This is a genomic window from Bradyrhizobium sp. BRP56, from assembly GCF_020194035.1.
GTDB lineage: Bacteria > Pseudomonadota > Alphaproteobacteria > Rhizobiales > Xanthobacteraceae > Bradyrhizobium > Bradyrhizobium australafricanum.
In genome coordinates, this window is the sequence record NZ_JADYVV010000114.1 from 1 (window position 1) to 13,992 (window position 13,992).

Consider the following 13,992-nt stretch of genomic DNA (forward strand, 5'->3'; position numbering starts at 1 on the left):
GAAGCGATAACGCTCGAACAGCGCCTTCATGCCGGCGCGGTCGGCGAGGTCGAGCTCCACGAAGGTGAAGCCACGGTGCTGCTTGAGCAGATCGAGGCGCGCGCGCTTGAGCGCCGGGTCGTAATAGCCGTTCAGATTGTCGATGCCGATGACCGGCTGCCCTGCCCGCAACAGCTGCTCCGCCAGATGGAAGCCGATGAAGCCGGCGCAGCCCGTGACGAGTAGATTGCCTGCAATCACCACGGCTTGCCTGTGCCTTTCGCCTTGCGCCGGACCATTCGAATAAGCCGTTACACGCGGCAGCCGCAGCTGCCTTCGCGTTGCGCGCCGCCAGGCGTCAGTTGCTGGCGCCCGGAGGCTTGTACTCCGGAAAGCGGCTCAGGACTGCGGCCTTCATGAACTTGAAGTGCGCAATCTCGGTCGCCAATTCCTTCAGCCGGCGCTGGCCGTTGGAGATCTCGGCGTCAAACAGGTCTTGATGATAGTTGTCAAGCGCCTCCCGTTCCAGATATTCGTCGGTGCCGTTGCCGAGAGTCACCGCGGCACGGGCCAGAACATCATCGACGCGGCGGCCAAGACCGGATTGCTCGCTTTCGGCCGCCTGCAACGCGGCCTCGATCGCGGCCATGATCGATCCGATCCGGGCGCGATCGGTCTCGGCATCGCGCTCGGCCGAGCGTGCCTTGAAACCTTCCTCGCCGCGCCGCGATTTGATCAGGTCCTGCGCGCGAGACCGCAAAAACAGCTGAAACATCTGTCAGTATCCGGTTCGGGCCCATTGAGGCAGCACAGGTCAAAATCGCCCGGTCTTAGTTAAAAAAGGGTGAATTGCCCTCATGCCCGGCTCTCAGGTCGGCTTTCCACTTGATCCAGGCCTTGTCGTGCTTGTCATAGAGCTCAAGCCACCGTCCCTCACCGGCTGACGGCACCAGGCCCGTCCCATTATCGTGCCCGTCCGCCAGTCCCGGCAGCGAGGAGTCCAGGTCCTCGAACTCCGACGTCTCCTCAAGCGTCAGCCCGACCAGCACGCGCTTGCCACTGACATCGACGACATACCGCCTTGGCGAATGCCCCCTGAGATCACTCATGACGTGAAAGTTCCCTTGCGATCCGCGGGGCTGGCGACGAGATCAGGCGCACGCTGGCATGCAACCAACCCGCCTTGCCGCAACGGACGCGGACATGATGACCGATTGCATGTTGCCAGCCAACCCCAACTCACCGCACACCATCGCGTTACCTCGATCGAACTACTCCGCTAGAACGCGCGACGCATGTGGCCGAACGCACTGACCGGCTGTTCCCGCCTCGACGATTTCGCGGCTGATGGCGCCACATACGGTGCATAGATCCGATATTGCGCGCGGCGCTTGTGCGACCGCCACGAGCGCGCGGCGAAACCGGAGAAGAAACCTGCGACGAACACCGCCGCGAGAACCAGAGCAGGAGAAACCATCACAACCGTCCACGTTCGCCCCGATGTTATTAACATTCGAAGTTGTGACGACATCATGATTGGACGCGCCGAAAGATTGTTCAGCCGCTGGAATTTTTGTGCAATCGAACGACGCAACAATGATCAGGCATCGACAATAATTGTTCTCGCGAGAGAACGTCTCAGGAGAACCACCAGAGCATGAATTTCAGGAACATCGAGCTGAGAAGATAAATCCACCCCGCCATCGCCAGCACCGTCAGTCCGACGAAGGCACCTGAAACGCTTTTCTCCTTGAAGCGCGCCAGCAACGAGTTTTTTTCTTCTTGCGAGTAGAACATCTCAGGCTCAAGGCGTATCTGATTCAAATCAGCTAGCAGTCAATTTCGATGATCTCGTGACGCGTCGCCGCAGCCGTTCGCCTTGCGCATCACAGATCATCGCTGCAAAACGCCGCCACGCCGCACATCATCGCGCAGTGGAAATTCCGTTCGACACGATCAGGAATTCGACGTCGGCGATCGCGGCGGCCCGCGCACCGGAATTTCCACGTCTGGTCCTGGTCCGATCGACGTCACATACGTCGATCACGACGGTCGTGCAGCTTGACCATGCGACGTTGCCCGTATGCAGGATAGCCGCGCGCCGGAGGTCGGCGCGATCGACCGAACGGATTTTTACCGGGAGCAATCTGCCCGCTTCGCCCCGCCCCTCAGTTTAACAATCAAGTCCTCGCACGCGGTCAACCAATGATAATCGCCTCACACGCGGAAAAAGGCGAACCAGACAATGCCGAGGATCAGGACGGCCAGCCCTGTCGAGGCCGTGAGCAGCGCGAGAACCGAAGGTCCAGGCTCGGCCTGCCGCGCCTCGGTCGGGGTTTCGACGATTTGGCCGTGTCGTTCCGTTGCCATGGCAACCTCTTTGCTTAAGTGCCTGTAATTCCGGCGTTTGCCGCGCCCCTTCGACAGCCAACGCGTGATCGGGAGCGATGTTCCGAGCGCGTTGACGGCTGGGTCGACGGCAGTCCCGCCCGCCGCGTCAAACTGGCGCAGCGCGAGGACACGGTTAACGCCGTTGCGAAATTCACCGGGCCGTGTTGTTTCAAACTGGGGTTCCCGGTGTTATCCTTGACCGTTCCGTCGGTTGCGTAATTGGAGTTTCCCCCATGGCCCCTCGCGCCAATTGGAAGGGCTTTTTGCGCCTTTCGCTCGTGACTTGCCCGGTTGCCCTGTACCCGGCGACATCGGATACCGAAAAGGTCTCCTTCAACCAGATCAACCGCAAGACCGGCCACCGGATCAAATACGCCAAGGTCGACGCCGAGACCGGCGAGGAAGTCTCCACCGAAGACATCATGAAGGGCTACAAGGTCGACACCGACACCTATATCGAGGTCACCAAGGAAGAGCTCGACGACATCGCGCTGGATTCGACCCGCACCATCGAGATCGACGAATTCGTGCCGCGCAGCGAGATCGACAGCCGCTATCTGATCCGTCCCTACTACCTCGTTCCCGACGGCAAGGTCGGCCACGACGCCTTTGCGGTGATCCGCGAGACCATCCGCAGCCTGAACAAGGTCGCGATCGGCCGCGTGGTGTTGACCAATCGCGAGCACATCATCGCGCTCGAGCCGCTCGACAACGGGCTGATGGGCACGCTGTTGCGCTACCCGTATGAGGTACGCAGCGAGAAGGAGTATTTCGACGACATCCAGGATGTGAAGATCACCAAGGACATGCTCGATCTCGCCAAGCACATCGTCGAGCAGAAGTCCGCCGACTTCGATCCGGAGGAGTTCGAGGACCGCTACGAGCAGGCGCTGATCGACCTGATCAACCAGAAGCGCAACGGCATCAAGGTCGCCAAGCCCGCGGCGAAGACCAGCGGCAACGTCATCAACCTGATGGACGCGCTGAAGAAGAGCCTTGCCAACGAGAAGCAGGCCGCGCCCGCCAAGGCCGAGGCAAAGGCCGCGAAGGGCAAGAAGCCGAAGAAGCGCATCGAGGGCCAGCGCGAAATGCTGCTGCCGATCTCGGGCAGCGGCAAGCGCGAGCCCAAGGAGGCCGCCAAACCCGAGCCGAAGAAGGCCGAGAAGACAACGCGCGCCCAGGGCACCGCGGCGCGCAAGAAGGCAGGCTAGCGCAGCGACCGCAAGATGAGCCCGGTCCACAGCGCCTGAGATGTCCCGGTCGAGATGCCCTGGTCGACGCCGTTTGACGAACCGATCGCGCTGCATCGCGGCGGCACGCTGGTGACGCTGCAGCACGCTGCCGACTACATCATGAAGCTATCGAAAGACACCCAGCAGGAGACGCGCTGGCAGATCGCGGTCGAGCATCTGATCAATGCGGCGGAACAAGGTGCCGGCTGGTTGATGTTCGCGCGCATCGCGATGCTGCGCGCGTTGAATGGGGACGACTGAATCCGGAAAATGGCGAACTGCCGGCAGCGCTTACTTGAATGCCGAACTGACGGCATTGAATTGGCCGCTTACACTGGTGCCGATGCCCCTGACGCCCGCGACGATCACGATGCTGATGCCACCGGCGATGATGGCGTATTCAATGGCCGTCGCCCCGACCTCATCACGCAGAAACCTTGCCATCAACGCGCGCATGAAAAGCTCCTGTCCGACGCTCGCGGCTTTTTCTCCCGCGCCGTAGTAATATGCCGGCCAAACTAGGCCACATTGGTTGACGGCCCATTGAGGGAAAGGATGAACGGTCGCTTAAAAGTTGCAGCGAATTTCCCTGCTAGTTCTGCCTGCATCGGGTTGCCGCCGGGCGAGGCACCGGGCCGCGACCAAAGCGCTTTCCAGCGAAGTGGACACCGGCTCGCGCAAAGAAAACGCGTCAAAACAAGAATTTAAGAGCTCCGTTCTGATCCTGTCTGACCGGAAACAGCTCCAATCGTAAACGCATATCAGGACTACCTGATCCGGCCCCGGCCGCGCTTTACCGGTGCCTCGGAATCCTGTTCCTTTATCGGACAGGCGACAACGAGGCTGGAACGAACTGGCCGCATGCAAAGGGAGTGACCGTCATGAAGCTCGGCACCGCGATCGCGGAAATCATGAAGCGCGAAGGCATCGAGATCCTCACGGGCTACCCGGTCAACCACCTGATCGAATACGCCGCCAATGCCGACATCCGCCCGGTGATGGTGCGCCAGGAGCGCATCGGCGTGCACATGGCGGACGCGATCTCCCGCGTCACCTCGGGCGAGAAGATCGGCGCCTTCTGCATGCAGCACGGCCCCGGTGCGGAGAACGCGATGGGCGGCGTCGCGCAGTGCTACGGCGAATCCGTGCCCGTCCTGGTGCTGCCGATGGGCTATGCGCGTCGACTGGCGAATATCGACCCGAACTTCAATTCCAGCCAGGCGATGAAGGCGTTTTCAAAATCGTCGGAGCCGATCAACATCGCAGCCGAGGTCTGCAACATCTTTCGGCGGGCATTTACAAAATTGAAGAACGGCCGCGGCGGGCCGGTCATCGTCGAAATCCCCGCCGACATGTGGAACGAGGAGGTGCCGGAGCCCTTGAACTACACGCCGGTGCTGCGCACCCGCTACGGCGCCGACCCCGTCCATGTGAAGGAAGCGGCCGCCCTGCTCGTTGGCGCCAAGCGTCCGGTGATCTATGCCGGCCAGGGCGTGCACTATGCAAAGGCCTGGCCGCAGCTGAAGCGCCTCGCCGAACGGCTCGCGACCCCGGTCACCACCAGCCTCGGCGGCAAGTCGTCCTTCCCCGAGACGCACCCGCTCTCGCTCGGCTCCGGCGGCCTCGCGGTGCCGCGCCCGGTGCCGAAATTTCTTTCCGAAGCCGACGTGATCTTCGGCATCGGCTGCTCCTTCACCGAGACGTCATTCGGCATCGCGATGCCGAAGGGCAAGACCATCATCCATTCGACGCTCGATCCGAACCACATCAACAAGGATGTCGAGGCCAAGGTCGGCCTCGTCGGCGACGCCGGCCTGGTGCTCGACGCGCTGCTGGAGGAGATCGGCAAGACCGTGACCTCGGACCGCAACGCAAGCGCGGTCGCCGAGGAGATCGCCGCCTCCCACAAGGAGTGGCTCGCCAAGTGGATGCCGAAGCTGACGCACAACGACGCGCCGCTCAATCCCTACCGCGTGCTGTGGGACCTGCAGCACACCGTCGACATCCACAACACCATCATCACCCACGACGCCGGCAGCCCGCGCGACCAGCTCTCGCCGTTCTGGAAGTCGGTCGAGCCGCTGTCCTATATCGGCTGGGGCAAGACCACGCAGCTCGGCTATGGTCTCGGCCTTGCGATGGGCGCCAAGCTCGCCAAGCCCGACAAGCTCTGCATCAATGTCTGGGGCGACGCCGCAATCGGCTTTACGGGGATGGACTTCGAGACCGCGGTGCGCGAGCGGATTCCGATCATGTCGATCCTGCTCAACAATTTCTCGATGGCGATCGAATTGAAGGTGATGCCGATCTCGACCGAGAAATACCGCTCGACCGACATCTCCGGCGATTACGCCGCGATGGCCCGCGCCTTCGGCGGCTACGGCGAACGGGTGACCAAGCCCGAGGACATCATCCCCGCGATCAAGCGCGGCATCCAGAAGACCAAGGAAGGCGTGCCGGTGCTGCTGGAATTCATCACCAGCAAGGAGACCGAGGTGTCGCGGCCGGGGACGTGACGGCACCTCACACGCCGCTCTGCCACTTGATTTGACCGCGCCAGCGCAGGCAAGCTCCCTCCGGTGCAACTTCGGAGGGAGAGATGGCGCGCATCCTGGTGCTGGGGGCCGGCTTTGCTGGGCTATGGGCCGCGCTCGGCGCAGCCCGCAAGCGCGACGAGATCGGTGCGCGAGCAGCGGACACCGAGATCCTGGTCGTCGATCGCAACGCCTATCACAACATCCGGGTGCGCAATTACGAGGTCGATCTCGGCGATGTCGCGCTGCCGCTCAAGGACCTGCTCGATCCGGTCGACGTCAGGCATAGGGTGGCCGAGGTCGCGGCGATCGATCCGGCGACGCGCGCGGTCACGATCAAGACCAGCGCGGGCGCGGAGGTTCTGAGCTACGACCGGCTGGTGCTGACCACCGGCAGCGAGTTGGTCCGCCCCGCCATCTCGGGCCTTGCCGCCCACGGCTTCGATGTCGACACGTATGAAGCAGCGATGCGGCTCGACGCGCATCTGGCGGCGCTCGGTAAAGAGCCGCCGTCAGAGGCACGCGCGAGCGTCGCGGTCGTCGGCGCAGGGTTCACCGGGATCGAGGTCGCGACCGAGATGCCGGCCAAGCTGGCGCACGCCGGCATCACCGGCGATCATCGGGTCATCCTGATCGATCCCAATCCCGTCGTCGGCGCGACCTTCGGCGCGCATGGCCGCCCGGTCATCAACGAGGCGCTGGCCGCGCTCGGTGTCGAGACGCGGCTGAATGTCCGGGTCAGTGCCGTCGGCGCCGACAGCATCACGCTCGATAGCGGCGAGATCATTCCGACCAAAACCGTGGTGTGGTGCGCCGGCATGCGCGCAAGCCCCCTCGCCGCCTCGCTGCCGGCCAGGCGCGATGCGCTCGGCCGGATCAAAGTCGACCACACCATGCGCGTCGAAGGCCTTGCGGACGTCTTCGCCGCCGGCGACGTCGCCGCCTGCCTGATCGACGGCGAGCACCCGACGGTGATGTCCTGCCAGTTCGCGCGGCCGATGGGCCGCTTCGCCGGCCACAATGTGGTGGCGGACCTGTTTGGCGAGAAGCTGCTGCAGCTCAATATCGACTGGTATGTGACGGTGCTCGATCTCGGCGCCTGGGGTGCGCTCTACACCACCGGCTGGGACCGCGAGGTGCACACCACAGGCGCCGCCGCCAAGCTCACCAAGCAGACCATCAACCAGCAGCGCATCTATCCGCCACGCAACGGCGACCGCGCCGCGCTGCTCGCGGCGGCCGCGCCGACGATCCAGACGGCGCCGCCGACGCGCAAGTAGTTTGGGACTTACATTCGCCGATCGTCATTGCGAGCCACCCGGTCGGCGCGAAGCGCCGCCGGATGACAGGCTCCGCGAAGCAATCCACCCCTCCACGCCGGGATAGATGGATTGCTTCGTCGCTACAGCGCAAAATTGCTTCGCAATTTTGTCGCGAGCTCCTCGCAATGACGGCGAGTACGTCTGCTACTGCGACAGCTTCACGAAGTTCGGAAACTTCATCTGGCCCTCGGCGATCGCCTTCGGCCCGACCGTGATCTGCTTGCCGCCCTGCCACTGGAACACGAGGCCGGTCACGGCGCCCGGGCCGGACTTGATGCCGTGGGTGAACTCGTCGTTCTTGCCGTAGAACTGGATCTTGCCGATCGTGCCCTCGAAGTCGGTCTTCTCGAGCTCGGTCACCATCTTGTCCGGATCGGTCGAGCCGGCGCGCTGGATCGCCTCGGCGATGATGTAGACCTCGTCATAGGCGGTGTAGCCGGTATAGGCCGGCGGCGTGCCGAACTTGGCCTTGAACGCCGCCGCGAACGGCTTGGTCTTCGGCGTGACGGCAACGTCCGGCGTTGCCACCGCGAGCGAGGGCACGCCCTCAGCGGCGCCGTTGGTGTCGCCCCAGAAGGTCGGGCTCAGCGCCTGCGCGCTGATGCCAAACATCGGGATCGGCACCTGCTGGTTCTTCCACTGCACGGTCGGCTGCACGCCGACATGGGAGATGCCGGTGACGATCACGTCGGGCTTGGCGGCTTCCATCTTGTTGAAGATCGGCGTGAAGTCGGTGGTGTCGGGCGAGAAGCGAATGTGCTCGACCACCTTCAGGCCCGCTTTCGGCAGGCAGGCCTCGTAGCCGACGTCGAGCGGCTTGGTCCAGGCCGCGTCCTCGCTCATGATCGCGACCGACTTGAACTTGAGCTGGTCGACCAACAGCTCCTTGGCCGCGTCGCAGACCAGCTGCGCCTGCGCGGCCGAGGTCAGGTAGCCGTGGAAGGTGTACTTGTTCTTCTCATAGTCGTTGTGGATCGCCTTGGTGATCTCGTTCGAGGCGGCGCCGGGCGTGATCAGCGGCATCTTCAGCCGCGCAGCCCACGGCTCGAGCGCCAGCACGACCTCGCTGATGTAGCTCGCGATCACGGCCGAAACCTTGTCCTCGCTCACCGCGCGCTGGAAGGCGCGCACCGAGTCCGCCGACGAACTCTTGTTGTCGTAGGTGACGATCTCGATCTTGCGGCCCATCACGCCGCCCTTGGCGTTGATCTCGTCGGCTGCGATCTGCGCGCCGCCCGGCGTCGCCGCACCCGCGATCGACTGTACTTCGGCAATGATGCCGATCTTGATCGGGTCCTTGGACTGCGCATAGGCCGGCGCCGCGAGGCAGAGCGCGAGCGCCGAGGCCAACAGGCTCACGCGGGCCGCGGTTGAATATGCCGTCATCATGATCTCCCTTGTTTTGCTTTCTTCTTTTCAAACTGCGAACGTCAGAGAAAGTCCTTGCCGGCCTCCGCGGCGAACCGGCCCGGATCGCCCTCCCAGACGATCCGCGCGTGCTCCAGCACATAGACGCGGTCGGCATGCGGAAGTGCAAACGTCACGTTCTGCTCGCCCAGCAGCACCGTGATCTTGGTGGTCTGGCGCAGCTTCTCCAGCGCCTTCGACAGCAGCTCGAGGATAACCGGCGCAAGCCCCAGCGTCGGCTCGTCCAGGATCAGGATCTGCGGCTGCATCATCAGCGCGCGGCCGATCGCCAGCATCTGCTGCTCTCCGCCGGACAGCGTCTGCGCCATCTGGCCCTGACGCTCCTTCAGGATCGGGAACAGCTCGAACAACCAGGCGAGCTGCTTGGCCCTCGCCGCATCGTCGAGATGCTGACCGCCGAGGTCGAGATTTTCCCGCACCGTCATCTCGCCGAATAGCTCGCGCGATTCCGGACATTGCACGAGGCCTGAGCGGGCGATCTTCGCAGGCCCCGTGCCGCGCAGCTTCTCGCCCCCGCGCAGGATCTCGCCGGTATAGGGCAGGAAACCCGAGATGGTGTTGAACAGCGTGGTCTTGCCGGCGCCGTTGAGGCCGACGACGGAGACGAACTCGCCCTCATGGACGTGAATCGAGACGTTTTCCAGCGCCTGCGCCTTGCCGTAATGCACGCTGACATTCTCGACCTGCAGCAGCGGCACCTTGTCCTTGAACGAGGTCTCGGGCCGCGCATGGGTCTGGATCGCGCCGCCGAGATAGACCCGCCGCACGGTCTCGTTCTTCATTACATCCTCGGCGCGGCCGGTCGTGATCTCCTCGCCGAGATACATCGCGAGCACGCGGTCGACCAGCGCCGCGACGCTCTTGACGTTGTGATCGACCAGCATCACCGCGCGGCCCTCGTCGCGGAAGCTGCGGATCAATGCGGAGAAGGTGCCGACCTCGGCGCTGGTGAGACCGGCGAAGGGCTCGTCGACCAGCACGACCTTCGGGTCGCGCGCGATCGCCTTGGCCAATTCCAGCCGGCGCAGGTCGGCGAACGGCAGCGTCGGCGGGCGGCGGTCCATCACCGCCCCGAGGCCAACACGCTCGGCGATCCATTTGGCGCGCTCGGTCAGCGCCTTGTCGGGAAACAGCATGAACAGGCTGTCGGGCAACAGCGCGACCATGATGTTCTCCAGCACGGTCTGCCGGTTCAGCGGCCGCGAGTGCTGGAACACCATGCCAAAACCCTTGCGCGCGATCTTGTGCGCGGGCAGCCCGGCGACATTCTCGCCTTCGAACAGCACCTCGCCCGCGGTCGGGCGCTCGATGCCCATCACGCTCTTCATCGCGGTCGACTTGCCCGAGCCGTTCGGCCCGATCAGGCCGAGGATCTCGCCGGGATGCAGATCGAACGAGAGGTTCTTCACGGCGGTCAGGCCGCCGAATCTTTTGGTCAATCCGCGGACGGTGAGCGTTGCTGTGGTCACAGTCTGATCCATTTAAGAGCGCGCCTCGCGTGACAGGGCCGCTCCGAGGAAACCGCCGGGGAAGAACAGGACGACGAGCAGCGCCACCGCCGAGACGATGAAGGTCGCTAGCTCGCCGGTCGGACGCAGGAACTCGCCGGCGACGATCAGAAAGATCGCGCCCAGCGCGGCTCCCAGCACGGTGCGCCGGCCGCCGAGCACGGCGGAAACGATCACGTTCACGCCGACCGCGACGTCGACCACGGTGCCGACCGAGGCGGTGCCGAAGTAGAACACGAGCAGCGCGCCCGACAGTCCCGAGAAGAAGGCGCTGACGATGAAGGCCGCGAGCTTGTGCTTGACGATGTTGAAGCCGAGCGCGCCGGCCTGCACCGGATCCTGCCCGCTCGCCTGCAGCACGAGGCCGACCGGCGATTGCGACAGGCCGTACAGGATGGCCGCGCTCACGGTCATGAAGCCGAGCGCGATCCAGTAATTGGCGCCGGCGTTGATGGTGATGACGTCAGGGATGGTGAGCCCGATCTCGCCGCCGGTGAGATCGGCGAACACCACGACGAAGTTCTGCAGCATCAAGACCGCCACCAGCGTGGTCAGGCCGAAATACGGCCCCCTCACCCGCAGCGCCGGCAGCGCCAGCACGAAGCCCGCGACGACCGAGGCCAGCGCGCCGAGCAGGATGCAGACATAGACCGACCAGCCGAACTGGTTGTTGAGGATCCCGGCGGTGTAGGCGCCGGTGCCGATCAGGAAGGTCGGCCCGAAATTCACCTCGCCGGCGAAGCCGAACAAGAGGTCCCAGGCCATCGCGAACACGCCGAAATAGAAGGCGACGGTCAGCAGCCCGAGGATGTAGCCCGAGACGTAGAACGGCAGCGTCGCGGCGACCACCACGCAGACCAGCGAAATGAAGAACAGGCGCGAGGAAAAGAAGCTGGCCATCTCAGCGCCTCCCGAGCAGGCCTTGAGGCCGGATATACATCACGAACACCAGAAGCAGCAGCGCCGGAATGGTGCGATAGGCCGGCGAGATCATGTAGGCCGTGATGGTCTCGAGATAGCCGACGACGAAGGCTGCGATTAGCGAGCCCGACACGCTGCCGAGGCCGCCGAGCACGACGATCGAGAACGCGCTCGCGGTCAGCGGCCCGACGCTGTAGGAGCTGACGCCGAGGAACATGCCGAGCAGCACGCCGGCGATGCCGGCGAGAATCCCGTAGATGCCCCACACCACGATGTAGATCTGGGTGAGCTCGAGGCCGAGCAGCGTGACGCCGCGCGGGTTCATCGAGGCCGCCAGCACCGCCTTGCCGGTCCTGGTGCGGTTCACCAGCAGCCACAGCAGGCCGATCACGAGGCAGCAGACCAGCGCGGTGAAGATATTGTTGCGCGGCGTGCGGTTGCCGAAGATATCGACCACGCCCTCGACGATCGGCAGCACCGTCTTGGCGTTGTTGGTGAAGAAATAGGCGATCAGCTCCTGGATCATGATGCCCCACAGCAACGTGCCGGTGAGGACGAAGATCTCCTTCTCCTCATTGGGGATCCGCGTTGAATTCTGGATCGGCTTGACGACCGCAAAATAGGTCGCGAACGACACGATCAACGCGACGCCGACACCGAACAGCGCGCCGGTGTAGATGTCGAGGTGCAGCACGCTGGCCGCGGCCCAGGCCGCGACCGCCGCGGCCACCATGATGGCACCGTGGGAGAGGTTGAGGACGCCGGAGACACCGAAGATCAGGGTGAAACCGGTGGCGCCGAGCGCATAGAGCGCGCTGATGGCAAAGCCATCGATCAGGATTTGTAAGGCAAGCATCTCAGATTGGCCGCGGCAGCAGGGCTGCCTGTTGTGGAGGACACAGAACCGAACAGGGATGCTCCCGGGTGGGGCCCGGGAGCATGATCATCAGTCAGTTCGTGGTGACCTTGATGAAGCTCGGGAACTTGAGATCGCTCTTGGCGACCTCCTTCGGCCAGACCGCGACCTGCTTGCCGCCCTGCCACTGCAGCATCAGTCCGGTGATCAGGCCCTTGCCGTACTTGATCGAATGGGTGAACGGATCGTCCTTGCCGTAGAACTGGACGCGTCCGATGGTGCCTTCCCAGTCGGTCTTCTCCAGCGCATCGACCATCTTGTCGGCCTCGACCGAGCCGGCGCGCTTCACCGCATCGGCGATGTAGTAGACCTCGTCATAGGCGGTGTAGCCCGCGTAGGACGGATAGTTGCCGTAGCGCTTCTTGAAGCCTTCCGCGAACGGCACCGACTTCGGCGTCACCGCGACGTTCGGGCCGGACACGCCCTGATACAGCACGCCTTCCGCCGCGTCGTTGGTGTCCTTGCCGAAGGTCTCATTGGTCGCCTGCGAGGAAATGCCGAACATCGGGATCGGCACCTGCTGGTTCTTCCACTGCACCGTCGGCTGCACGCCGACATGCGAGATGCCGGTGATGATCACGTCGGGCTTGGAGCCTTCGACCTTGTTGAAGATCGGCGTGAAGTCGGTGGTGTCGGGCGAGAAACGGATATGGTCGACGACCTTGAGCCCGATCTTCGGCAGGCATTCCTCGTAGCCGACATCGAGCGGCTTGGTCCACGCGGCGTCCTCGCTCATGATGACCGCGGTCTTCATGTGCTTCTGATCGACCAGCAGCTCCTTGGCGGCGTCGCAGACCGACAGCGCCAGCGCGGCCGAGGTCAGGTAGCCGTGGAAGGTGTACTTGTTCTTCTCGTAATCGGCGTGGACGCTCTTGCTGATCTCGTTGGAGGCGGCGCCCGGCGTGACGAACGGCGTCTTCAGGCGCGAAGCCCAGGGCTCGAGCGCCAGCACCACTTCGCTGATATAGCTCGAAATGACGACGTTGACCTTGTCCTCGTTGACCGCGCGCTGGAACGCGCGCACCGAATCCGCCGAGGACGAGTGGTTGTCGTAGCTGACGATCTCGATCTTGCGGCCGTCGATGCCGCCCTTGGCGTTGATCTCGTCGGCGGCCAGTTGCGCCGCCTGCGGGATCGATGCACCGGCAATCGCTTGCGCCTCGGCGATCACGCCGATCTTGAGGGTGTCGGCAGCCAGCGCTCCGCTGGGCGCCGCAGCCAACAGGCCCAACACGGCCGCTCCTGCAAGTTTCTGCATCGCATGCACGGGGAGTCGCGATGTTCTTGTCACCCTGTTTCTCTCCTCTTTTTCTTCGGCTGCTTCGAGCTCTTGGGGCGCGACTATAGCCGCGACAAAATGCGCAGCAAGTGAAACTGCGCGCAGATCGCCATGCAAGGACGGCGACTAAAGTAGTGGGTCGGCGCTCACCAAATGAACAAACATGAGGCAGCGGGGGAATAAAGTGGTGGTGCACCGATCGCTCAGATCGTCATTCCCCGCTGCGCAAATTACGCGGGGCGAGCGAAGCGGAGAGAGCGGAACGAAAAGCACGGCTCGGGCAATTCATGTCGCGAGAACGCGGATTGTTGCCCGCTGGCCGTGCGACAAGCTCAGTGCCGTCCCTGCGAAAGCGCTAGCGTGTCTACACGGTTTTGGGGCGCGACAGATTGACTCGGTGCAGCAAGAAGTGGCGTCTCTGCAGCATGTTGTATGATTCTCTCACTGGCGCTTTGATTCGAAGGAGCGCCAGCGATGCAGCC

Annotated in this window: 16 protein-coding genes; 4 read left to right on the plus strand and 12 right to left on the minus strand. The window is 63.6% G+C overall.

Annotation, left to right across the window (positions count from 1 at the left end; all coding sequences use genetic code 11):
* The 6 genes from I6F38_RS44150 to I6F38_RS41720 form a co-directional block, all read right to left on the minus strand.
* Positions 1–237: GDP-mannose 4,6-dehydratase (locus tag I6F38_RS44150; protein ID WP_225164488.1), on the minus strand; the 237-nt coding region annotated here is incomplete at its 3' end.
* Positions 238–337: 100 nt separating this feature from the next.
* Positions 338–754, minus strand: a complete 417-nt coding sequence (locus I6F38_RS41700) for a hypothetical protein (RefSeq protein ID WP_225164480.1) — start codon at positions 752–754, stop codon at positions 338–340.
* Between the two features lie 55 nt (positions 755–809).
* The gene (locus I6F38_RS41705; protein ID WP_057020207.1) at positions 810–1,088 is read right to left on the minus strand and encodes a hypothetical protein; all 279 of its coding nucleotides are present in this window, start codon (positions 1,086–1,088) and stop codon (positions 810–812) included.
* Between the two features lie 170 nt (positions 1,089–1,258).
* Entirely contained in the window at positions 1,259–1,456 is a 198-nt protein-coding gene (locus I6F38_RS41710) for a hypothetical protein (RefSeq protein WP_225164481.1), read from the minus strand.
* 161 nt (positions 1,457–1,617) lie between these two features.
* On the minus strand, positions 1,618–1,776 hold the full coding sequence (locus tag I6F38_RS41715; protein ID WP_225164482.1) for a hypothetical protein: 159 nt from the start codon (positions 1,774–1,776) through the stop codon (positions 1,618–1,620).
* 420 nt (positions 1,777–2,196) lie between these two features.
* Positions 2,197–2,349, minus strand: a complete 153-nt coding sequence (locus I6F38_RS41720; protein ID WP_016841798.1) for a hypothetical protein — start codon at positions 2,347–2,349, stop codon at positions 2,197–2,199.
* A 254-nt stretch (positions 2,350–2,603) separates the two neighbouring features.
* On the opposite strand from I6F38_RS41720, the gene I6F38_RS41725 reads away from it, so the two are divergent.
* Together I6F38_RS41725 and I6F38_RS41730 are read left to right on the plus strand one after the other, a co-directional pair.
* Positions 2,604–3,581, plus strand: a complete 978-nt coding sequence (locus I6F38_RS41725) for a Ku protein (protein ID WP_026192523.1) — start codon at positions 2,604–2,606, stop codon at positions 3,579–3,581.
* A 54-nt stretch (positions 3,582–3,635) separates the two neighbouring features.
* Positions 3,636–3,863: a hypothetical protein gene (locus tag I6F38_RS41730; protein ID WP_225164483.1), complete on the plus strand. Its 228-nt coding sequence runs from the start codon at positions 3,636–3,638 to the stop codon at positions 3,861–3,863.
* 30 nt (positions 3,864–3,893) lie between these two features.
* Here the strand turns inward: I6F38_RS41730 and I6F38_RS41735 are convergent, their stop codons facing one another.
* The gene (locus I6F38_RS41735) at positions 3,894–4,058 is read right to left on the minus strand and encodes a Flp family type IVb pilin (protein WP_016841801.1); all 165 of its coding nucleotides are present in this window, start codon (positions 4,056–4,058) and stop codon (positions 3,894–3,896) included.
* A gap of 425 nt (positions 4,059–4,483) precedes the next feature.
* Between I6F38_RS41735 and I6F38_RS41740 the strand changes: the two genes are divergently transcribed.
* The gene (locus I6F38_RS41740) at positions 4,484–6,118 is read left to right on the plus strand and encodes a thiamine pyrophosphate-requiring protein (RefSeq protein WP_225164484.1); all 1,635 of its coding nucleotides are present in this window, start codon (positions 4,484–4,486) and stop codon (positions 6,116–6,118) included.
* Between the two features lie 83 nt (positions 6,119–6,201).
* Positions 6,202–7,416 carry an FAD-dependent oxidoreductase gene (locus I6F38_RS41745; protein ID WP_225164485.1) on the plus strand — a complete coding sequence of 405 codons (1,215 nt, stop codon included), beginning with the start codon at positions 6,202–6,204 and terminating at the stop codon, positions 7,414–7,416.
* Positions 7,417–7,602: 186 nt separating this feature from the next.
* Here I6F38_RS41745 and I6F38_RS41750 read toward each other — a convergent pair whose 3' ends face one another.
* The 5 genes from I6F38_RS41750 to I6F38_RS41770 all read right to left on the minus strand — a co-directional run bounded on the left by I6F38_RS41750 (position 7,603) and on the right by I6F38_RS41770 (position 13,489).
* The gene (locus I6F38_RS41750; RefSeq protein ID WP_225164486.1) at positions 7,603–8,847 is read right to left on the minus strand and encodes an ABC transporter substrate-binding protein; all 1,245 of its coding nucleotides are present in this window, start codon (positions 8,845–8,847) and stop codon (positions 7,603–7,605) included.
* 41 nt (positions 8,848–8,888) lie between these two features.
* Positions 8,889–10,367 (minus strand): ATP-binding cassette domain-containing protein, encoded by a 1,479-nt coding sequence (locus I6F38_RS41755; RefSeq protein ID WP_225164487.1) that lies wholly within the window; start codon positions 10,365–10,367, stop codon positions 8,889–8,891.
* Positions 10,368–11,294 carry a branched-chain amino acid ABC transporter permease gene (locus I6F38_RS41760; RefSeq protein ID WP_028345331.1) on the minus strand — a complete coding sequence of 309 codons (927 nt, stop codon included), beginning with the start codon at positions 11,292–11,294 and terminating at the stop codon, positions 10,368–10,370. It lies immediately after the preceding gene.
* A 1-nt stretch (position 11,295) separates the two neighbouring features.
* Entirely contained in the window at positions 11,296–12,171 is an 876-nt protein-coding gene (locus I6F38_RS41765; protein ID WP_050424320.1) for a branched-chain amino acid ABC transporter permease, read from the minus strand.
* Between the two features lie 94 nt (positions 12,172–12,265).
* A complete protein-coding gene (locus tag I6F38_RS41770; protein WP_076833190.1) occupies positions 12,266–13,489 on the minus strand; it encodes an ABC transporter substrate-binding protein in 1,224 nt (407 codons plus the stop codon).
* Between the last annotated feature and the right edge of the window lie 503 nt (positions 13,490–13,992).

Excerpts from the sequence above, each read along its gene's own strand:
- I6F38_RS41725 (WP_026192523.1), top strand. The coding sequence starts at position 2,604 with ATGGCCCCTCGCGCCAATTGGAAGGGCTTTTTGCGCCTTTCGCTCGTG.
- I6F38_RS41760 (WP_028345331.1), bottom strand. The coding sequence starts at position 11,294 with ATGGCCAGCTTCTTTTCCTCGCGCCTGTTCTTCATTTCGCTGGTCTGC.
- I6F38_RS41715 (WP_225164482.1), bottom strand. The coding sequence starts at position 1,776 with ATGTTCTACTCGCAAGAAGAAAAAAACTCGTTGCTGGCGCGCTTCAAG.
- I6F38_RS41755 (WP_225164487.1), bottom strand. The coding sequence starts at position 10,367 with ATGGATCAGACTGTGACCACAGCAACGCTCACCGTCCGCGGATTGACC.
- I6F38_RS41735 (WP_016841801.1), bottom strand. The coding sequence starts at position 4,058 with ATGCGCGCGTTGATGGCAAGGTTTCTGCGTGATGAGGTCGGGGCGACG.
- I6F38_RS41705 (WP_057020207.1), bottom strand. The coding sequence starts at position 1,088 with ATGAGTGATCTCAGGGGGCATTCGCCAAGGCGGTATGTCGTCGATGTC.
- I6F38_RS41730 (WP_225164483.1), top strand. The coding sequence starts at position 3,636 with ATGCCCTGGTCGACGCCGTTTGACGAACCGATCGCGCTGCATCGCGGC.
- I6F38_RS41720 (WP_016841798.1), bottom strand. The coding sequence starts at position 2,349 with ATGGCAACGGAACGACACGGCCAAATCGTCGAAACCCCGACCGAGGCG.
- I6F38_RS41745 (WP_225164485.1), top strand. The coding sequence starts at position 6,202 with ATGGCGCGCATCCTGGTGCTGGGGGCCGGCTTTGCTGGGCTATGGGCC.
- I6F38_RS41700 (WP_225164480.1), bottom strand. The coding sequence starts at position 754 with ATGTTTCAGCTGTTTTTGCGGTCTCGCGCGCAGGACCTGATCAAATCG.
- I6F38_RS41750 (WP_225164486.1), bottom strand. The coding sequence starts at position 8,847 with ATGATGACGGCATATTCAACCGCGGCCCGCGTGAGCCTGTTGGCCTCG.
- I6F38_RS41770 (WP_076833190.1), bottom strand. The coding sequence starts at position 13,489 with ATGCAGAAACTTGCAGGAGCGGCCGTGTTGGGCCTGTTGGCTGCGGCG.
- I6F38_RS41765 (WP_050424320.1), bottom strand. The coding sequence starts at position 12,171 with ATGCTTGCCTTACAAATCCTGATCGATGGCTTTGCCATCAGCGCGCTC.
- I6F38_RS41740 (WP_225164484.1), top strand. The coding sequence starts at position 4,484 with ATGAAGCTCGGCACCGCGATCGCGGAAATCATGAAGCGCGAAGGCATC.
- I6F38_RS41710 (WP_225164481.1), bottom strand. The coding sequence starts at position 1,456 with ATGGTTTCTCCTGCTCTGGTTCTCGCGGCGGTGTTCGTCGCAGGTTTC.